The sequence below is a fragment of the Pelagimonas phthalicica genome (genome assembly GCF_004364805.1).
Taxonomy (GTDB): domain Bacteria; phylum Pseudomonadota; class Alphaproteobacteria; order Rhodobacterales; family Rhodobacteraceae; genus Pelagimonas; species Pelagimonas phthalicica.
In genome coordinates, this window is the sequence record NZ_SOAP01000002.1 from 42360 (window position 1) to 63002 (window position 20643).

16 protein-coding genes are annotated in these 20643 nt (G+C 58.1%); 4 read left to right on the forward strand and 12 right to left on the reverse strand.

Features of this window, described 5'->3' with window-relative positions; genetic code table 11:
• Window positions 1-126: 126 nt before the first annotated feature.
• On the forward strand, window positions 127-1050 hold the full coding sequence (locus tag CLV87_RS10360; protein WP_235871903.1) for a DMT family transporter: 924 nt from the start codon (window positions 127-129) through the stop codon (window positions 1048-1050).
• A gap of 235 nt (window positions 1051-1285) precedes the next feature.
• On the opposite strand, the gene CLV87_RS10365 is transcribed toward CLV87_RS10360, so the two are convergent.
• The 9 genes from CLV87_RS10365 to CLV87_RS10405 form a co-directional block, all read right to left on the reverse strand.
• Window positions 1286-2770: a replicative DNA helicase gene (locus tag CLV87_RS10365; RefSeq protein WP_099245048.1), complete on the reverse strand. Its 1485-nt coding sequence runs from the start codon at window positions 2768-2770 to the stop codon at window positions 1286-1288.
• Between the two features lie 201 nt (window positions 2771-2971).
• Window positions 2972-3649, reverse strand: a complete 678-nt coding sequence (locus CLV87_RS10370; protein WP_099245050.1) for an orotate phosphoribosyltransferase — start codon at window positions 3647-3649, stop codon at window positions 2972-2974.
• Between the two features lie 170 nt (window positions 3650-3819).
• Window positions 3820-4854, reverse strand: a complete 1035-nt coding sequence (gene pyrC / locus CLV87_RS10375) for a dihydroorotase (protein WP_099245052.1) — start codon at window positions 4852-4854, stop codon at window positions 3820-3822.
• A gap of 50 nt (window positions 4855-4904) precedes the next feature.
• The gene (locus tag CLV87_RS10380; RefSeq protein WP_099245054.1) at window positions 4905-5843 is read right to left on the reverse strand and encodes a phosphoadenosine phosphosulfate reductase; all 939 of its coding nucleotides are present in this window, start codon (window positions 5841-5843) and stop codon (window positions 4905-4907) included.
• A 116-nt stretch (window positions 5844-5959) separates the two neighbouring features.
• Complete coding sequence (locus tag CLV87_RS10385) at window positions 5960-7015, reverse strand: glycosyltransferase family 2 protein (protein ID WP_099245056.1); 1056 nt, start codon at window positions 7013-7015, stop codon at window positions 5960-5962.
• Window positions 7016-7133: 118 nt separating this feature from the next.
• Entirely contained in the window at window positions 7134-7868 is a 735-nt protein-coding gene (locus tag CLV87_RS10390; RefSeq protein ID WP_099245058.1) for a class I SAM-dependent methyltransferase, read from the reverse strand.
• Between the two features lies 1 nt (window position 7869).
• A complete protein-coding gene (locus tag CLV87_RS10395; protein ID WP_099245060.1) occupies window positions 7870-10254 on the reverse strand; it encodes a glycosyltransferase family 2 protein in 2385 nt (794 codons plus the stop codon).
• Window positions 10254-10895 (reverse strand): sulfotransferase family protein, encoded by a 642-nt coding sequence (locus tag CLV87_RS10400; RefSeq protein WP_099245062.1) that lies wholly within the window; start codon window positions 10893-10895, stop codon window positions 10254-10256. The genes CLV87_RS10395 and CLV87_RS10400 overlap by 1 nt, the downstream gene beginning before the upstream one ends.
• Window positions 10892-11941 carry a glycosyltransferase family 2 protein gene (locus CLV87_RS10405; protein ID WP_099247648.1) on the reverse strand — a complete coding sequence of 350 codons (1050 nt, stop codon included), beginning with the start codon at window positions 11939-11941 and terminating at the stop codon, window positions 10892-10894. Before CLV87_RS10405 ends, CLV87_RS10400 begins: the two co-directional genes overlap by 4 nt.
• A 327-nt stretch (window positions 11942-12268) precedes the next feature.
• Between CLV87_RS10405 and CLV87_RS10410 the strand changes: the two genes are divergently transcribed.
• A complete protein-coding gene (locus CLV87_RS10410; protein ID WP_099245064.1) occupies window positions 12269-13177 on the forward strand; it encodes an AAA family ATPase in 909 nt (302 codons plus the stop codon).
• Window positions 13178-13235: 58 nt separating this feature from the next.
• Entirely contained in the window at window positions 13236-14486 is a 1251-nt protein-coding gene (locus tag CLV87_RS10415; protein WP_099245066.1) for a vWA domain-containing protein, read from the forward strand.
• A gap of 233 nt (window positions 14487-14719) precedes the next feature.
• Here the strand turns inward: CLV87_RS10415 and CLV87_RS10420 are convergent, their stop codons facing one another.
• Both CLV87_RS10420 and CLV87_RS10425 read right to left on the reverse strand, forming a co-directional pair.
• Window positions 14720-16339, reverse strand: coding sequence for a peptide chain release factor 3 (locus tag CLV87_RS10420; protein WP_099245068.1), 1620 nt, complete (start codon window positions 16337-16339; stop codon window positions 14720-14722).
• A 55-nt stretch (window positions 16340-16394) separates the two neighbouring features.
• Window positions 16395-17843 (reverse strand): pentapeptide repeat-containing protein, encoded by a 1449-nt coding sequence (locus tag CLV87_RS10425; RefSeq protein ID WP_166652727.1) that lies wholly within the window; start codon window positions 17841-17843, stop codon window positions 16395-16397.
• 152 nt (window positions 17844-17995) lie between these two features.
• Between CLV87_RS10425 and CLV87_RS10430 the strand changes: the two genes are divergently transcribed.
• Window positions 17996-19414, forward strand: a complete 1419-nt coding sequence (locus tag CLV87_RS10430; RefSeq protein ID WP_099245072.1) for a hypothetical protein — start codon at window positions 17996-17998, stop codon at window positions 19412-19414.
• Between the two features lie 45 nt (window positions 19415-19459).
• Here the strand turns inward: CLV87_RS10430 and CLV87_RS10435 are convergent, their stop codons facing one another.
• Window positions 19460-20476 carry a Hint domain-containing protein gene (locus CLV87_RS10435; protein WP_099245074.1) on the reverse strand — a complete coding sequence of 339 codons (1017 nt, stop codon included), beginning with the start codon at window positions 20474-20476 and terminating at the stop codon, window positions 19460-19462.
• Window positions 20477-20643 lie beyond the last annotated feature (167 nt).

Sequence of the window (20643 nt, forward strand, 5' to 3'; positions counted from 1 at the left end):
GAAAATTGCAACCAAGCGCTCTTGAAAGTTGCAATGATGTTCAATCAATCCGCATGAAACGGGTCGCGAATTAGTGTTCTGACAAGGTACCTAAGGTCGGCACTTAAGAAATGGGAACTGCTGAACATGGCCAACGCTTCAACCCCGTCCTTGGAATTGAGATCCACCGTCATGTTGTTGCTGCTTGCAGCAGTGTGGGGCGGGTCGTTTTTCTTTGCCGAAATTGCTCTGGTTGAGGTTCCTCCGCTTACCATAACACTTCATCGCGTAATTTGGGCTGTTCCTATCTTGTCGATTGTCGTGCTCTTCAAGGGCATAGCGCTGCCTCGCGCCGCCCGAGTTTGGGGAGCTTATTTGGTTATGGGTGCGTTGAACAACGCCATTCCCTTTTCGTTGATCTTCTGGGGGCAAACGCAGATTGAAAGCGGGTTGGCGTCCATTCTGAACGGGACGACCGCTATGTTCGCTGTCGTTGTAGCTGGCATTCTGCTCAGAGATGAACCTTTAACGAAAAGGAAAGTCATTGGCGCTGCTTTAGGAATAGCAGGAGTGGCGTGCATCATGGGGCCGAGCGCGTTAACCGAGTTTAACCCGAGCAATCTGGCCCAGCTTGCCATTCTTGGGGCAACGCTGTCTTATGCCTTTGCAGGGGTCTGGGGTAAAACAGCATTGGCTGGTCAGCCACCACTTATGAATGCGCTCGGGATGTTAATCGGCAGCGCGATTTTAATGATACCGATCGTGTTCCTGTTCGATGGGGTACCGAGCCTCTCTCTCTCAGCAGGCGTTTGGGGCGCACTTATCGGTATGGCTGTATTGTCGACGGCTCTGGCATACGTCCTCTATTTTGCCATTCTGATACGTGCCGGTGCGGCCAATCTTTTGCTGGTCACTCTGCTCATTCCACCTTTCGCAATTGGACTTGGCGTGCTGTTCCTGGGTGAAAAAATGGAACAGGAAGCATGGATTGGCTTTGCAATCATCGCATTAGGCTTTGCCGTGACTGACGGCCGCATATTTTCGTTCTTGTTTAGAAAGGTTTCGGCCTAAATCCGTTCAATTGTGACACCGCAGAACCCGGCTCTGTGGGCTTAAACTGGACGTTAGAGGTTCTGTTTCAAACTGGAGTTTGGTGATGGTCGTGGCCGTTGTGGATAATCGCGGTCAATGAGGTTTGGCGTCCTGAGTACTGCTTTGGTCCCCGAGACCTCGCCAAACTCCTTGCAAATTCCTTGGACGGAATTTGGGCGTGCGTGGCTTAAGGTCCTGACCCTAGTGGGCGGCTTTAATAATCGTCGCCGCCGCCTTGCCAGGGTTTGACCAGGTTGCCAAAGCGGGTGAATTGGCTTTCAAAGGCCAGTTCCACCGTGCCAATCGGGCCGTGACGCTGTTTGCCGATGATCACCTCGGCCTTGGCGTGCAGGCGCGCCATGCGTTCCTGCCATTCGGCCATCTTATCCAGTTGATCTTCTGACGGTTTTTCCCGCTCCACATAGTATTCCTCGCGGAACACGAACATGACAACATCCGCATCCTGCTCGATCGAGCCGGATTCCCGCAGGTCCGAGAGCTGTGGGCGTTTGTCGTCGCGGCTTTCCACCTGACGCGAGAGCTGGGACAGGGCGATCACCGGGATATTCAATTCCTTGGCGATGGCCTTGAGACCCATGGAAATCTCACCGATCTCCTGCACCCGGTTATCCGAGGTGCCGCGTAAAAGCTGCAAATAGTCCACGATCAACAAATCCAGACCATGGGTCCGCTTCAACCGCCGCGCCCGCGCTGCGACCTGAGAGATCGGCAAGGCGGCCGTGTCGTCGATAAAGAGTGGGCAGGCCTCAAGCGATTTGGCCGCTTCGACAAAGCGGCGGAATTCGCCTTCATCCATGTCGCCCTGACGGATCTTGTGCGACGAAATCTCGGACGCTTCGGCCAGAATACGGCTGGCGAGCTGTTCGGCGCTCATCTCAAGGCTGTAAAACGCCACCACGCCGCCATCCACCGCGCCCTCGGTGCCATCGGGGCGGATGCCCTTTTTATAGGCCTTGGCGACGTTGAAGGCGATGTTGGTTGCCAGCGAGGTTTTGCCCATCGAGGGACGCCCGGCCAGGATCAGCAAATCCGAAGGGTGCAAGCCACCGAGCTTGCCATCCATATCGATCAATCCAGTGGAAATACCGGCCAGGCCGCCTTCGCGTTGATAGGCCGCATTGGCCACATTCACCGCGTCGGTCACGGCTTTTAGAAATGACACGAAACCGCTTTCGACCTGGCCCTGCTCGGCCATATTATAAAGGGCCTGCTCGGCCTCGACGATCTGTTCCTTGGGGTCCGAGGCGACATCGACCTTGGCCGCCTTGGTGGAAATATCCTTGCCCAAACGGATCAGATCGCGGCGTACGGCGAGATCATAAATCATCTGCGCATAATCACGCACCGCAAAGCTGGACACGGAAGAGGCGGCAAGGCGGGCCAGATAGGTCGGGCCGCCGAGTTCTTTAAGCCCCTCATCATCCTCCATAAACGCCTTGAGCGTCACAGGAGAGGCAAGGTTGTTCTTGGAAATCCGCGCCGCTGCGACCTCGAAAATCCGCGCATGCACCGGATCATAAAAATGCTTGGCATTGATGATCGCGGTGATTTTGTCGAACACGTCATTATCCGTTAGGATCGCCCCTAGCAGCTGCTGTTCGGCTTCGATGGAATGCGGAATCGTCTCCGCTTCCTCGACCTGGACACCGGTCGGATTGATGGTCGTGATTTCGTTCATTGCGGTCCCCACCTGCTCTGGCGGGTGTGGTAGCAAAGACCAACACCTCGGGGCAAATTGTATGTTTCTGGGGATAAGCTGTGGAGCGCTCCCCAAAGCTGATCCTTGGGCAGATATTGGCGTCAGCTAACTGGTTCTGTCAAGATTTGGTAGGCGCGCAGCAAAGTTGCGCGCGCCTGAGAGAGATATTTCCGCTTTCGATCAGAAAGCGTTGGCCTCTTGCCACTCACGGGGGGCCTTGAGGAAGGCGTCGACCTGATCCAGGGTTTCCTGACTGAAATTGCCCATGTCCTTGGCCGCTTCCAACACTTCCCACCAGGTGCAGAGATGGTGCAACTCGACCCCGTGATCGCCGAGGGTTTTGATGGTTTCCGGGAAGATGCCGTAATAGAAAATCACTGCTGTATGCCCGCAGGTCGCGCCGGTTTCGCGGATCGCATCGACAAAGCTGAGCTTGGAGCCGCCATCGGTGGTCAGGTCCTCGACCAGCAAGACGCGCTCGCCTTCTTTCATCAAACCTTCGATGCGGGCATTGCGCCCATAGCCTTTGGGCTTTTTGCGCACATAGGTCATAGGCAGCGCCATACGCTCAGCCACCATCGCGCCAAAGGGAATGCCCGCGGTTTCGCCGCCAGCGACATTGTCAAAGGCCTCAAACCCGGCATTGCGCATGACGGTGACGGTCAGGAAATCCATCAATGTGCTGCGGATACGCGGGAAGGAAATTAGCTTGCGGCAGTCGATATAGACGGGGCTGGGCAGGCCTGAGGCCAGCTTGAACGGCTCATCCGCCATGAAATGCACCGCTTCGATCTCCCACAACATGCGCGCGGTCAGACGGGCCATTTCTTCGGCGGTGGGATATGATGTGGGGATCATGGCAGCAGCACTCCTGTTTTCAGGCCGCTTTAGCGTGAAACCTGCGGCGATTAAACCCCGCCCATGCTTCTTTGGGCCGAAAATATCCCGGGGGTGAATGGGCCCTTGGGCCCAGAGGGGGCAGCGCCCCCTCGCTCAAAATCCGTCGACGGATTTTGCTGCCACCAAGATCAGGCGACGCGCCAATGCAGCGGCATCATCGGGTCAAACACGGTCACAGGGCCCTCAGGCGTGTCGATCTTATCGGGGTAGATGACCGGATCGCCTTTGACCAAGGTCATCTCGGCAGCATTCGGCTCCAGCCCGTAGAATTTCGGCCCATGTAGCGAGGTAAAGCCCTCAAGCTTGTCCAGCGCGCCCTCCTGCTCAAAGACTTCGGCCAGAATGCTCATGGTGTTGGAGGCGGTGAAACAGCCCGCGCAGCCACAGGCATTTTCCTTGAGGTGATCAAGATGCGGCGCGCTGTCGGTGCCAAGGAAAAAGCTTGGATCGCCGGAAATGGCGGCTGCGCGCAGGGCAAGGCGATGTTCTTCGCGTTTGGCCACTGGCAGGCAATAATAATGCGGTTTGATCCCGCCAACCAGAATGGCGTTGCGGTTGATCACGAGGTGGTGGGTGGTGATGGTGGCCCCCAGATCATCGCCGCCGGAGCGGGCGTAATCCGCGCCCTCTTTGGTGGTGATATGTTCCATGATCACCCGCAAGCCCGGCGTGGAGCGGCGCAAAGGATCCAGCACGCGGTCGATGAACTCGGCCTCGCGGTCAAAGATATCCACGTCATGATCGACCACTTCGCCATGCACACAAAGCGGCAGGCCGATCTCGGCCATGGTTTCCAGCACGCCGCGCACCTTGTCGAAATTAGTCACGCCGCTGGCGGAATTGGTGGTCGCGCCGGCCGGATACAGCTTGACCGCGTGGATCAAGCCCTCTTCCTTGGCACGTTTCACATCTGCCGGATCGCTGTCTTCGGTCAGATAGAGCGTCATCAACGGCTGAAAATCGCTGCCCTCGGGCAGGGCGGCCAGAATACGGTCGCGATAGGCGCTGGCATCACTGCTTTTGACCACGGGCGGGATCAGGTTGGGCATGATGATGGCGCGGCCAAAATAGCGAGCGGTTTCAGGGGCAACGGCGGCCAGCATTGCGCCATCGCGCAGATGCAGGTGCCAGTCATCGGGGCGGCGGATCGTGATCTGTTGCATGCGCGCCGCCTAGCATGGGCGCGCCGGGTTTTCCAGTGAAAGCCGCGCCTTTATTGCGAGACCTGGTCATCCTCAGCTTCAAGCGCTGCCAGACGACGGCGGAAGCGGGGGGCGTGCATGCGGGCGACCACGTTTTGGCACAGGATGCGGGCCAGTTCCGGGCGCTCTTCGGCGTCCAGGCGCGCCAGCAAACGGCGCAGATAGGGCGGGTGGTTTCGGCGGGCGCGCAGCATTTGCGCAAAGCTGGCCGTGTCCAGGCGGTCTTCGGCCACGGCGGCCAGCAGCGAGGGCAACAGATCCATCGCGATCAGCTCGCTTTGCAGGGCGGTTCCCATATAGGGCATGCGGTGACGGGAGACATTGCGGCGCTCAAACAGGGCGGAGTGCATTGCGTCCATGCGCTCATGTGGATCATAAAGCACATGGGCATGATGGGCGGCATCGATCATGTCAGGCGCAAAGCCATAGCGCGAGGTGAAATCGCGGCGGCGCTGTTCGGGAAAGCGGTCATCCCATTCGGTGACGCGCGGATCCAGCGTCGCCTGGGGTTGCAACATCAGCACGCGCGCACCCGGTGCGGCGACGGAATAGGCGGCAGCGGCATAACCGCAGGGGCCCGCGCCGTAAAAGATCACGTTTTCGAATTCGTCAAAGAAGCCGTCATCGAGCAATTGGTCAAAGAAGCCAAAGACGCGGGCATCGCGAAACCAGGTATCGCCATGGCTCAGCACCGACAGCGACGACCAGCCATGGCTGCGCACCATGTCAAAGCCGATGGGCGTGCGGGTGGGGGACAGGGCCTCGATTCCGGCCATGGATTCAAAAGAGACCAGCAATGTGTCGCCGTCTTCGACAAAGATCCCGGCATGATGTTTGCCCAAAGGCTCGGAAAAGCCTTTGTTATTGCCGATATCGCGCAGCTGCATCAGCCATTCGCCGCGCGACAGCTTGCTCAGATCCGGTGGAAAGCTGCTCTTACTCTGTGCCATGCCCGTTTCCTCATGCGCCCAGTTGCCCTGAAAGGGACAATCTGAGTCTTTGTTGAGGTGAATTTGACGGGGATTTCGGGCGGAAATGTGGTTAAGGCGGGGTTATTCTGCGTAAGCTACGCCTGTTTATCGCCGTTTTTGCCCTTGGCCCGGATGGCATGGCTGGCCAGAAAACGCGCGGCTTCGGGGGCGATGGCGCGGGCAGGGCGCGACATGAGCAGACGACCAAAAAGGGCGCGATAGGGTTCTTGTACCATAAGGTCTTCGAAACGGCTTTGCCGCCAGATGACCGCCTGAGCGTGCAGATCAGCCAGGGTCTTGTCGGCCAACAGCTCAGCCTTTTTCTCGGCCACGCCGGGCAGGGCGAGGAGCGAGATATCCTCTTCGTCACACCAATTGCGTTCAACCCAGTAATCCATGCCCAGCACATGATCGGAATGCACAGCGCGGCCACGATCCGCCTTGAGCACATAGCTTTCCATCGCGCCAAGCGGATAGTGGTTGAGCTGGGCGAGTTTGTAATTGGAGCGGCCATAATTGGAAAAGATGCGGCGATTGCGGAATTGCGCGTCCAATTCGCGCCCTTCACCGTCAAACCAGCGGGCCGTGTCGACGCGGTCCGGATCGGGATTGCGCGGGCGATGCACGCCGAGCTTTCGATAGATGCCGTTGTTTTTATAAAGCGTTTTGAACATGGCGGCGCGCCAGGGCCAATGCATGTTGACCGGCGCGGCGCGGGTGAATTGCTGGGTGAGCGGTCTGTCCTCATAGCGGGCAACCCCGGCATTGCCGAACAACCGCCAGGTTAGGGTGATGGCGTCGGCTTCGGGCAGGGCGCTGATCAGGTCGGGCAGGCTGCGTGCGCCGGTATGGATGTTGACATATTCGTCAATGTCGAGGCTGAGCAGCCAATCGGCCTGTTTGACGGCAGGCAGCTTGTCAGCCTTTTTGAGGCCGGTGAATTGAATGCCGCCTTTGTCATAGGGGCCATCATTGCGGATATGGGTGACAAACCCCATTTCCTCCAGCCGATCCAACATGGTGTCGGTGCCATCCTGACAATCATTGCTGAGCGCCACCACATGGGTGACGCCGCAGGTCAGATGATGGGCCAGCCAATCGATGAGAAAGGCAGCTTCGTTTCTGACGCAGAGGATGGCGGTGATGTTCATAGGGTATAGCACCGAAAGAATTGTATCGCCCGGCGGTTAGCCGGGCAGCGCACGACCGCCCCCCCGGGCGGGCGCTTCACGCCCACCCGCGGTCGCGCGCTGCCCTTATCTTCTATCATCAAACCGGCCAATCCTTGCGGAAGGTCACAACCTTGGACTCGGAGGCTTTGGGGAAATAGGTCAACCCGGCTTTGTGCATGGCGTCAAACACTGCCTGAACGCCCGCCTGGCCAATCCATTGCGGGTGCAATTCGATGATCGCGACGCGCAGGCCCGACCAATCGGCAGAAGGTAGCAGCATCGCCTCGGCACCTTCGATATCGCAGACCAGTACATTGGGCTTCAGATCGTCCAGCACCGGGGTGATGGCGTGTTTTTCGATTTCGACGATGTCTGTGACGCTGTCGGGATCGGCGTCGAAATCCATCGACGAGCCGAGAAAGTTCTTGCGGATGTAGAATTCGACCGGGTCGCCATCTTCGGGCGAAAGCAGCGCGTTGCGCAGGTCGACATTGGTGACCTCATTGGCGGCGTGCACCGATTGGATATAGGGGATCAGGGTTGGGTTCGCCTCGTAAGTGACGACTTTCTCGACCTTTTTCTTGACCGAGAGCAGGGTGGACATGTAGCCAAGCCCGCCGCCCAACTCCAAAACCCGGTCGCCTTCGCGCACCACGCGCATCACGGCGTCGCATTCCTTGCGCTCATAGGTGCCTTCGCGCAGAGCGCCGCGCACCCGACCGGTGGTCAGTTGCGGATGTTTGGGGATCTTGAGCCCCCGCGAGCGGATAAAGGGCTTGCGCGCCGGGGAGTCAGTTTCGTCGGTCTCGGTCACGGGTGTTGCGCCATCCATGTCAGTTCTCCATATCAAGAGCGAGCGCATAGGCCACGCGTTCAGTCTCTGTCAGATCCAGTTTCAGCGCCTGTTGATACAGGTCTTCGAATTCGGGCATTCCGTGCAGCTCAATCGCCTTGGCGCGGTGCCAGTCCAGCCCGGTTTGGTGCCATTTCGCCAGTTCGGCATCCGCCATCAGCCGATCATACTCCTCGCGAAGGCGCGGGATGTTGCGTTTGATGGTCAAGTCGCGATGCACCGACCAATCCATGCGGATCCAGTAGTTGAGCCCGATGGAGCGATCCACATGCAGCGCGCGGCCACGCTGACGTTTTATCAGATAGCTTTCGGCGCTGCGCAGGGCGTAGTGATTGAGCTGGATCAGGTCATAGCCGATGCTTTTCTTGGAATTGCGCCAACCGTTTTTGATGGCCTCGGATGTCATGTCCTGACCCGAGCCATTCACCCATTTGACTTTGTTTTCAAAGTTTTCGTGGAGCTTGTTAGGGCGGTGGCAGGATATCTTGGCATAGGCCCCGATATTCTTGAACATCGTCTTAAAGCCCCAGACCGTATGCGGTTTCGGGCAGTATTTCGGCGCGCAGGTGTCGAATTGCTCGATTACGAATTTGTCGTTCAGATGGGTGACGCCGTTATGCCCAAAGAGCCGCCAGGTCATGGCGATATTGGTGGCGTCGGGCACACGTTCGAACAGGTCAGAAAGCGTGCCATTGCCACAGCGGATATTGATGAATTCGTCCACATCGACATGGGCGATCCATTCGGCGTTTTTGATCACCGGTTCCTTGAGCGAGTTGTCGAGCGCGAATTGCTGCGGAGAATTGCCGCCCCAATTGTCATTATTGCGATGCTGAAGTACGCCCATCTCTTGCAACCGGTCCAGGATCTCAGACGTGCCATCGCTGCAATCATTGGTGTAAATCAGGAAGTTATCAAAGCCGATGGCGCGGTGATAGGCGACCCATTCGATGATATATGGGGCTTCGTTCTTCATGCAGCCGACAATGACATTGCCGCTGGATTTCTCGGGCAATTTGCGCGGGGTGATCGCGTCATAGGGGCCTGCCAGCTCTTCTTCATTGACGCGGCCCAGACGGTTATGCGGGGCAAAGACCGAGGATTGCAGCTTTTCGAAATTCTGCTTGGCCAAGGGGGGCATGACCCGGCGCGCGGTCGGGGAAAGCAGGGCCTCGATGCTGCTGGCCTCGGCGGTCTCTTCCGGCGCGGGGGCAGGGGCGTTGCCGTTTAGCTTGGCCAGATCAGCGGCCTTGTTGGCCAGCTCTTCCTTGGTCGCTTGATTGATGCGCCAGCGGAAGGCCAGCAGGTATTGCGTGGCGCGGAAACCGCGGGTCGGATCGGTCTCGACCCAGTCGGGCAGGCTTGCATCGGGGGCGAGCAAGTCAGCGTCCAGCCCGTCATGGCGGAAACAGAGATTGTCGATGTCATCGGCAAAGCGGCTGGACAGCGCATGCAGGCTGCCGGGCGCAATGGGGTCACCCGGTACTTTGATTTCCACCAGGAATTTGCGCCAAAGCTGGCGGGGCAGGATCACATCCTTTTTCGCCAAAAGCCGCAGCACCGCGTCATTGAACCGGCGCGATCGGCTGAGCCAGGCGGCGGAGGGCGCGGTGGGGAGGTCTTCGGGGATGACCTTGCCAATGGTGTCTTGGATGCCAAAGGCGGCGCGGACCTCTTCGGTGGCGGCGTTGGAATAGAACAGCGGCAGGTTCACATTGCGGTAGCTAAAGGAACCGGGGCCAAATCCCTCTTCCCAAAAACTTTGCAAGCGTTTGAAGTCGAGCCAGAAACAGGCACCTTGCACCTCACCAAACTGGCCCGCTTGCGGGTCGGGATCGGGGCGGCTGTCCAGCGCGGCCTGCCAGAAATCGGGCTCGGACAGGCAATCAAGCTCGCGTTGCAGGGAATGCGCGCGCCCCTCGATCAGCTGCGCCGCATAACGCCGCACCAACATGCGCGCCGGATCATCGATATGCGAGACAATGCGGATGTCATTTGAGAGAGGCAGCAGGATCGCGCGCAGGCGTTGCAGCTCGGACGGGCTGCACAGCGAAGTCCCCAATTGGTGCGAGGACAGGATCAGCGTGTGGGGATTGTGACGATCAACCTCATCCTTGAGCTTGCGCGCCACGTCTTCGCGCAGAACCTGTTGTTTTTCAGCGGAAATATAGCCGCGATTGTAGCGCAGGCTGTCGATATTTTCCGGGTCGGTCACAGCCATGAACAGGCGCGTATGATTGCGCGCACCGGGCGTGCGGGCATAAAGCACCCCTTTGCCAAGCATCTGTTCGCGTTTGCTGTCCAGCACCCGTTGCAGCCGATCACTGCTGGCCCCGTCCGGGCCGATATGAACATAGATCCGCATCACGCCGCCCCTTTGGAGGCGGTATCGCCGCCACTATTTACATTCATCTTGCCCCACCATGGCAGTTTGCGCCCTACATGGGCCGCGAGTTGCGCGCGCGCGTTTTCGGCTCCGACATCCAGGCGCAGATAGCGCGGGTCGTCACCAAAGATGTCATTCAGCATGTCGTAATGGCCGTTGATCCATTGGATACGTTCACTGTCAGAGGCACCATAGCCCAGCGGCAGGCCCGGAATGGCCCCGGCGGGCAGACGGTCTGTGCCAAGGTTGTTCCAACGCCGCATACTGTCCGAGGTTTCCGCGGCCGGGCGCCAGGTGGCGACAAACAGCATATCGGGGCGGGCCAGGCGCATGGCCTTGATCATGGCATAATCACATTGCGGCCAAAGCGAGGTGTCACCCTTGAGCACGCTGATTTCGGACAGCGCATCGTAAAGATCGACATATTTGAACGGATCACCCTCGAAATAGCCATTATAAAGCTGGCGACCAACGAAGGTCCCGCCAAGCCCCGGATCGCGGGTATGGATGCGGCGCACCTTGTGATCGGCCACCCGCCAGCCCGCCTTTTCCAGAGCAAAGGCCAGGGTGGTGGTGCCGGTCTTGGGCAGGCCAAGATTGACGCATTTCACCCCTCTCATGATGCCAATTCCGGTTCTGGTTCCAGCCCAAGCTCAAGCATCAGCTCATATTCGCCGGGCGGGTAGGGGGGCAATTCGCGCAGATGACCATAAAGCCCGGCATAGGTCTGATCCGCCATCAATTGATCACGCTTTTCACGATGCAGGCGCACGCAGTCCTCATGCAGCGGCCCAATCACCGGATCGGCGCGAAACGCGTCCATGGCCGCATTCAGATCGGGCAGATAGCGCAGGATCGAGCGATCCTCGTAAGAGCCATCATTGCGCTCTTTCCAATAGGTGTCGTCGAAATTGCGGTTCTCGCGGTTCACATCCCCGCGGTCATTCTTGACCAGATAGCTGTCAAGCGAACGCAAGGCGTAATGGTTCAGCGTCGCAAAGGCGCGCGCGCCCTGGGAGGGGAATTTGCGGATACGGCGCGGATTGGCGGCGACAAGAAATTTATGCTGCACCGGACGACCGGCCCCATCTGTCCAGCTGGGGCGTTTCTCCTTGGCCAGCTTGTCTTTGAAAAACGGGCGGTGCGCGCCGTAATATTGCAGCGGAAAATCCTTGCGCACGAGGGATTTGACCTCAATCGCGGTTTCACCACACCAGAGATCGGGATTGTGGCTGCGGGTGAATTGTTCGATCACTGGGCGATCCTCGAACCCCTCAACGCCACCATTGGCAAAGAACTGGAAGGTGACCGAAATGGTCTGAGGGTTGCCGCAGGCCTTGATCAGCGCCGGGATGGTGTGATCGCCGACATGGATATTGAGAAACTCATCCACATCCGCCACCCAGACCCAATCGGCCTGTTTGACCACATCTTGCTTGGCGGCGTTTTTTAGCGCCTCCATCTGGTAATTGCGCCCTTTGGCCGGGTTGGGCAGATGCACGACCCCCCCCTGTTCTGCCAAAGCATCAAGCAGCACATCGGTGCCATCGGTGCAATCATTGGAATAGAATAGAAAATCGGTCACGCCGAGCAGACGGTTAAAGGCGATCCATTCCAACAGGAACGGGCCTTCATTCTTGACGCAAGTGACTGCGGTTATGCGCATGGAACGCCCCCTTTTGCGACGCGCGAGCTGCCGTATGGCGCAAGCATAGCGCATCCTCGCAAATCAGAGGTTACGATCCATCGGCCTGCCACCTGTGCCAGGCCTGTCCCATTATGCGCGATCAGGCTTTGGGCCCGCGCGTTGCTGTCTGGCATGTCTGCTCTTCCGCCACCTTGCCGGGGTTGTCCCCGTTTTTGTTAACCGAATCATCGCATTCCAGAGTCCATGCGTCAAGCGAAGCGCGTGATTTGGCTTGCCATTGCGACTTTGGCGCTATTGACCCTTGGTGCCGCATGGGCAATCCCTCGGGGGTGAGGGAGGATTTTCATGACAATTCCAGCGTCTATCGATGAGGTGCAAAGCCAATTGGCCGACACCGGCTATGTCTGCGGGCGCGCGCTCGCCACGGTTGTGTTCCTTTCCTTGCGCCTTGGACGGCCCTTGTTCCTTGAGGGCGAGGCCGGGGTGGGCAAGACCGAGATCGCCAAGGCCCTTGCTTTGATGCTCGGGCGGCGGTTGATCCGGCTGCAATGTTACGAGGGGCTGGATGCCTCTTCGGCGGTTTATGAATGGAACTTTCCCGCGCAAATGATCGCCATTCGCACTGCCGAGGCGCAGGGCGGCGCGGATCGCACTGCCTTGCAGACCGAATTGTTTTCCAAGGATTTCCTGATCGAACGCCCGTTGCTCGAGGCGATGCGCCCGGATGAAAACGGCGCGCCGATCCTGTTGATCGACGAGTTGGACCGCACCGATGAACCGTTCGAGGCCTTCCTGCTAGAAGCTTTGTCGGATTTTCAGGTCACCATCCCCGAGATCGGCACGATCAAGGCCCCCGAGCCGCCGGTTGTGATCCTGACCAGCAACCGCACGCGCGAAGTGCATGACGCGTTGAAACGCCGCTGCCTCTATCACTGGGTCGATTACCCGGATTTCGAGCGCGAGGTCGAGATCCTCAATGCCCGCGCCCCCGAAGTGGCCGAGGCCCTGTCGCGCCAGATAGTCAGCTTTGTCCAGGCCCTGCGCACCGAAGACCTGTTCAAGAAACCCGGCGTCGCCGAAACCATTGATTGGGCGAAATGCCTGCTGGCTCTGGATGTGATTGACCTGTCCCCCGAGGTGATCAGCGACACGCTGGGCGCGATCCTGAAATACCAGGACGATATCGCCAAGATCCAAGGCTCAGAGGCCAAACGTCTTCTGGACGAGGCCAGCGCCTCTCTCGAACCGGCCTGATGCTTCTTCTTGATAAAAATACTCCGGGGGTATGGGGGCAGCGCCCCCATGTTGGGTGATGGCGGAATACATCCCTCTTGAATTGCCGGACAACCCACGGCTGGCGCAGAATATCATCCATTTCGCACGCGCGCTGCGCCGGGCGGGCCTGCCTGTGGGCCCCGGGCGGGTGATTGACGCGATCCGCGCGGTTGAGGCGGCGGGTTTCACCGACCGGATGGATTTCTACTGGGCTCTGCATGCCTGTTTCGTGAACCGCCCCGAGCATCGGGTGATCTTTGCGCAGATATTTCGCCTCTATTGGCGCGACCCGCGCTACCTTGAACATATGATGTCGATGATGCTGCCCGCCATTCGTGGCGTGCAGGAGGAAAAGCTCGCCCAATCGGGGGAAAAACGTGCGGCCCAGGCGCTGCTGGGTGATGAAATGCCCGAGGTCCCCGAGGCCGAGCAGGAAGAAGAAGGGACGCAGGTCGAAGTCGACGCCTCGATGACCATCAGCCATGAGGAACGGCTGAAAACTCTGGATTTCGAACAGATGTCGACCGAAGAGGTGGCGCAGGCCAAACGCATGTTGGCGCGGCTCACCCTGCCAGTGAAACCTTTTGCCTCGCGTCGTTCAGTTGCGGCCCCGGCGGGCAAGCGCACGGATTACCGCAAGACCATGCGCAACGCTTTGCGCCAGGGGGGTGAGTTTCACGACATCGCCCGCGCCAAGCCGCGCCTGCGCTGGCCCAATCTGGTGGTGCTTTGCGATATTTCCGGCTCGATGAGCCAATATAGCCGCATGGTGCTGCATTTCCTGCATGCGGTGGCCAATGAAAAAGGCGCGGGCTGGGCCAAGGTGCATGCCTTTACCTTTGGCACGCAATTGACCAATATCACCCGCCATCTGGCGACCCGCGATGTGGATGCGGCGCTGAAAGCGGCCGGGGCCGAGGCGCAGGATTGGGAAGGCGGCACGAGGATTGGCGACAGCCTGCACGCCTTTAACCGCGACTGGTCGCGCCGGGTGATGGGGCAGGGGGCGGTTGTCCTGCTGATCACCGACGGGTTGGATCGCGGCGAACCGGCGGCGCTGGCGCATGAAATGCAACGGCTACAGCTTTCCTCGCGCCGGTTGATCTGGCTGAACCCGCTGCTGCGCTGGGATGAATTCGCCCCCAAAGCCAGCGGCATTCGCACTATGTTGCCCCTTGTGGACAGCTTCCGCGCCGGGCATTCGATCCAATCGCTCGAAGATTTGGCGCTGGCGATCTCACGGCCTGACGATGCGGGGGAAAAGGCGCGGCTGATGGCGATGTTGTGAGGCGTTGTTAAACGGTCTTGGTCCGAGCCCAAGGCTTGGCAGCGGCCCCCTACCTGGCCTTCCCCCGGACCCGGGGGAAGGGAGATGGGCGCAGGCGACCCCGGATCTGTTCGGCGCGATGGGGTGAGCGTGGGACACTCACTGCGTTCGTGGCAAGGGCCTGACTGAGTGGCTGCAGCTCTCTTGCAAGCAAAAGACTGCTTTGCCACCAACGTAGTTGCGATGGAACGCACCTACGTTAACATTTCCTTCGTCGCGCTCAGGGTCACATCGGGATAGTCGCGTTCGATCCGGTCGATATCCCATTGCAGGCGGGTCAGATAGACCACGTCGCCGTCATTATCGTAGCTGATATGCTGCTTGTTGGCGTTGACGAATTTGTCCACTGCGTCCTGTTCGCCATGCACCCAACGCGCCGAGGTAAATTGCGACGCGTCAAAGCGCACCGGCAACCCGTATTCCATCTCGATCCGGCTGCCGAGCACTTCGAATTGCAGCGCGCCCACAACCCCGACGATAAAGCCCGAACCGATCATCGGTTTGAAAACCTTGGCCGCGCCTTCTTCGGCAAATTGCATCAGGGCCTTTTCCAGATGTTTGGCCTTGAGCGGATCCCCCGCGCGCACCCCTTGTAGCAATTCCGGGGCAAAGCTCGGAATGCCAGTAACCTTGATCGCTTCGCCCTCGGTCAGCGTGTCGCCGATGCGCAGCTGGCCGTGATTGGGGATACCGATGATGTCGCCGGCCCAGGCCTCTTCGGCCAATTCGCGGTCAGCGGCCAGAAACAGCACCGGGTTGGAGATTGCCATGGGCTTCTTGGTGCGCACATGGGTCAGCTTCATGCCGCGTTTGAAATGGCCCGAGGCGAGGCGGACAAAGGCGACGCGGTCGCGGTGCTTTGGGTCCATATTGGCTTGCACCTTGAACACAAACCCGGCGACTTTCTTTTCTTCGGGGGCCACGGCACGGGGCGAGGCGCTTTGCACCTGGGGCTCCGGGCCATAGGTACCGATGCCGTCCATCAACTCGCGTACACCGAAAGAGTTGATCGCAGAGCCAAACCAGATCGGGGTCATATGCCCCTCAAGCACGCTTTGCGGATCGAGCTTGGGCAGCAATTCCCGCGCCATCTCCACCTCTTCGCGCAGCTGTTCCAGCATGGCTTCGGGGATGTGTTTTTCCAGCTCGGGATCGTCGAGACCGTTGATCGAGATGCTTTCGGCCACCACGTTGCGGTCGGCACGGTCCATCAGTTCCAGACGGTCATTGAGCATGTCATAACAGCCCAGGAAATCTCGGCCCATGCCAATCGGCCAGCTGGCCGGGGTCACGTCAATGGCAAGGTTTTCCTGGATCTCGTCGATGATCTCGAAGGTATCCCGCGCCTCGCGGTCCATCTTGTTACAAAAGGTCAGGATCGGCAGATCGCGTAAGCGGCAGACCTCAAACAGCTTGCGGGTCTGGCTTTCAACCCCTTTCGCGCCGTCAATCACCATGACCGCCGCGTCCACCGCCGTCAGCGTGCGATAGGTGTCTTCGGAAAAGTCAGAGTGACCGGGCGTGTCGACCAGGTTAAAGCGGAAGTTCTTGTCACCGCTGGCAAAATCAAAGGACATAGCCGAGGCGGAAACCGAGATGCCCCGATCCTTTTCCATCTGCATAAAGTCCGAGCGCGTGCGCCGCGCCTCACCCTTGGCCCGCACTTGCCCCGCCATCTGGATCGCACCGCCATAAAGCAGGAACTTTTCCGTCAGCGTGGTCTTACCCGCATCCGGGTGGCTGATGATCGCAAAAGTGCGACGCCGCGCAATCTCGGGCGGCAATTCGGGGCGATTTGAAGCGGTATCCAACATGAGGCACGGGTTAGCGCGAAACGGGAGCGGGGGCAATGCGGGTTTGGGGTAGTGGCTAAACGGGAGGCAACACCGTGAACAGTTCACGCAAAAGGCGAATAACGGGATCAAGGTGTTTTACGACGGCTTGCGCCATTTGCTCTGCAGTTTGGCCAGCCAATGTTCCGGCAATTGCGAGGTCACCTGCGTGAAGACGAACCCTAGCGATTGCTTGTTTCGCACGCCATAGCAATCGAGACCCGAAAGACGCCAATTCAACAGCCTCGCGTTGCACGGCGGCGCGAACACGATTGATCTGTGTCTCGTCAATCGCCAAAGCCATCATATCATTCAAGGCATCATCATGAGCGCGCAATTCAGCGATAGTCTTGCTGTAGGACTCTGTTGCGGCTTCAGCATCTAAAATAGCGGACTCCAAGGTGTTGAGGACTTCCGTAACCTCCTCTTTGGTCACTTCCCGTGAGGGTTCAGTGTTTGCTTTTACTTCGACAGATTCTGCTGTTTGTGGGAAGCATTGACCCAGAAACAACACATGATTTGAGAGGAAATGTTCAAGTTGACGTTTCAGGCGGCTACTGAGCGCCTCGCTAACAAAGGGGTCTTCGAGGTCGCCCTTTATGCCCACAGTTAGAGACACCAAACGATGGGGGTTTCCCGTGTCTGAACTCTCCAGATGATCTGCATAGCGTATCAGATCGGCTTTGGTATCCTCGCCAAGTTTGTTTGAAACTGTCTCAGCTATGTCTCGCGCGCTTTGTGCAAGGTCAGAGGCACGTAGCGCGCAGTCAGTTCCTAAAGGGATGGCGCGCAGATCTTGCCCTTCCGGTGTGACAGCTTCGACTCCTTCATCAGAGAATTTGAAATCGACGAAACTAGCTTTTACTAGGGGTTGCTGCAGGATGCCTTCAGCAAGTTCTAATTGGGATAGAAGGTCTGCAGATTCGTTGGTCTCTTCGAATTCTTCATACCAGTGTTCTGGTCGAAACAAATGCTTCGGAATGAATGTATTTCGGTCGCCAATCATTTGCTGTAGATGTTGCTGCGAGAGGTTATTCGCTAATCTGAGGTCTGTAGGCTTGGATGTGAGGTCAGAGGCAACTTGTGAACCTTCGAAATTTGTACCAGAAAAGTATCCTCGAGATAGATCGGATGCGATCAAAATTGAGTTGGTTAAATCAGCTTCCTGTAAATTTGCATTGGAGAGATTGGCACTTCGCAAGTTAGCTGCTGACAAATTTGCTGCGTAAAGTGTTGACTTATGGAGGTTAGCGTTCACTAGAATTGCACTTCTCAAGCTCGCTTTGCGCAAATCCGCGTTGCGCATTATTGCACCTGAAAAGTTCGCGCTGTCTAGTTTTGAAGATCGCAGGTTAACTCCTTCTAGTTCTAGTCCGCGAAGATCTGCTCCTGTTAAATCCGGCACAAAGGTGGTGTCTTTTTCACGCCGGGCGTTCCATGAAATAATCCCTTCTCTAAGCCATTCGATATGTCGTTTGTTTGCCATTTTGTCCTCGTACCGCTCGAGTACCAAAGGCAACATGGGGGCGGGTTGGCGTCAAGTGGGGGGAGGTTGAAAGAAAAGGTGTATGTGATTTGCGCGAATCTCCTTAGGGTCGAAAGTGTACGCTTTATCTCGCCTATTGATTGGAGGATTCCATGCCAAGTTTACGCACAGCCGGATGTCTGACCGGGTTGGGCCTGTTATGTGCCGCGCCGGTTTTTGCGCAGGAGGGGCGGCCTGATTATCAGCCGATCCCGGAGCGCTTTGGCTATTTCCAGGAGAATGAAAAGCTCTGGGAAAGCATTGAAGAGGGCGATATGCGCCCCTCGCGCGAACATGCCTGGCGGCTCTTTGCCGGGATCAACCAGCCGCTTTATCCCGAAGACAGAAACTCCTGGCCGATCTGGTTCAGCTGGCCGACCTCGGCTCAGGCCTTTGCCAAGGATGGTCAACATAGCGAGCGCGTGGTGTCGATCCGCGTCTCGCCGCAAATCCAGCAGATCCGCAAGGCCAAGGAGGGCGGGGCGGATATTCCGGTTAACACCGATGGGCCGAATTACCCTGTGCCGCAAGCGGTCAAAGACATGTATCCCGGCGCGATTTCTGACGATGGCTCGGTCAAGGATGGGGCCTTTTTCGTCAATAATGGCGACATCATGATCGCGGCGGAATCCCTGTCACCAGAAGGGTTTGGCCAGATCCGTGAAGAGGAGCTGTATAAAAAGGACGTGTTGCAGGCGCTGTTTGAGGATGGTCTCAGCATTGATCTGACCGACCGCTATATCTCGACCAAACATATGTATTGGCCGGTGAAACGCGACGGGCTGACGGCGCTGCCCTGGTGGGACAACAACTATTCCCCGATGTTCAACGGCTATGTTGGCTATGAGAATTGGGGCACGGTGGTTGCCATTGATCCCAGCGCGGATCGGATCGGAGACTGGGTCGATATTGATTACCTCTATGGCATTCAAAACCATGACAAAACCCCAATGGAAACCCGCCGGGCCACGGCGCAGGTGGTGGGGCTGGACCGCTTTTATCACCATCAGGTGACCGAAGAAGATTGGGGCGTCTTTACCGAAGCTGACAAGGCGATCATCTCGCAGGCGAGCTATTGGCTTTATAATGAGCCGTTCGAGCCGGGGGATTATCTGGTCGAGGTGGCCTTGCATATCTTTACCAAAGAGGTGCCGACCTGGACCTTGCAAAGCTTTTGGTGGTCGGCGCGCCCGGATGAGGGGCCCTATGCCTGGGATCGCCCGGATATGGAGGCTGAGGGGCCATGGCGGCACTACCTGCTGACCGAAGCCAATGCCTATAAACCCGGCCCCGATGGCGAGCTACCGATCGCGGTGAACCCCTATATCGAAGGGGTGATCCACCCGATCCGCACCAATTGCCGCAATTGCCATGTGCGCGCCGGGTACACACCCAAGGATGCGCCGGTGAAGACGGGCTATTCCAACCCCAATTGCCCGGACCTGCTGGCGGCTTTGACGCCGGATGATGCCTGTTTCAAAGGCGTGACCCGGTCGGATTTTGCCTGGATCATTCCGGATAGGGCGCAGTAATTGCGAGGTTTGAAAGAAAAGAAAGGTCGCGCTTTGGCGCGGCCTTTATCCTGTTGAGGATTTGCGCAACAGATCCGCCGCATCTGGGCGGGTGAGCAGGGTTTCCTGCACTTCCAATTCACCAAAGCCCGAGCGGCGGTGGCCGGGGATCAGTTCGCCCAGCTTTTCATCCAGGTCCTCGGGCAGGGCGGCCTGTGTGCGGGTGTCAACCAGCATGCTTTCGGCGGCGATGCCCTCGGCATAGATGATCTGATGGCTGTCAAACAGCATCTGGTAATAATCGATGAACCCGCCGGTGACGGGCAGGACGGATTTGTCATTCACCAGATGGCGGGCACGCACCAGGATCTCGGAACGGCCAGCGCCAATTTCATCATTGCGTTGATAGATGAACAGCCGGTGATCCGGGCTGACCAGCAGGTCGCGGATATTGTTCAGCGTGCCTTCGCGGATCAGGATCGGCGCAAAGGCCCCAACGGCGCGGGCGGTGTGATGGCCGAGCCAGCGGATTTCTTGCGGGCCGTCATCGCGGGTCAGCACGCGGTCACCGACCTGCAGCTCTTCGATCGGGCGTTGTGCGCCATTGGCCATGGTGATCATGGTGCCGCCGGTAAAAGAGACACAGGCGACCTGGGCAAAGCGCTGCAGCGCGGTGTCGGTATCGACGCCCACCAGCACATATTCGGCATTGGGTGTCATCACTCCAAGCGGCAGGCTGTAGACGCGGGCGACATTGCAGTCACTGTCGGTCTCCACCAGGATCAGACATTCGATGGTCTCGCCCTTGCTGGACATGAAGGTCACGCAGCAATCCAGATGCAGATCCGCGCCCTCCTGACCCAGATCGGAATCCGTTGCCAGCTTGAAAGGGGGATTGCCCGCGGTCACAACCCGCAGCTTGGTCGTCGCAGCCAGGGGCGAGAGGCGATAGACATCGTCCGGCATCAGCTCATCCGCAAAGGACAGAGAGTCGCCAAGATTGGCACCATTGATCACACGGATCAGGTCTGCACGATAAACATGCAGGGTTTGAGTGGATCGGTTGGACGAATGGATACTCATGACACCTCTTGGCAGGAACCCGGGATAGGAACAGTACAGGCGATTCCCGGATGGTAATGCTTAGCCCATTGTATGATATATGATTGTGGCATCAAATAGCCCGTGATCCGGCCTTTTGTCGGCTGGTGCAGATGGGGCCCTGTCGGGGGCAAATGAACAGGAGAGAT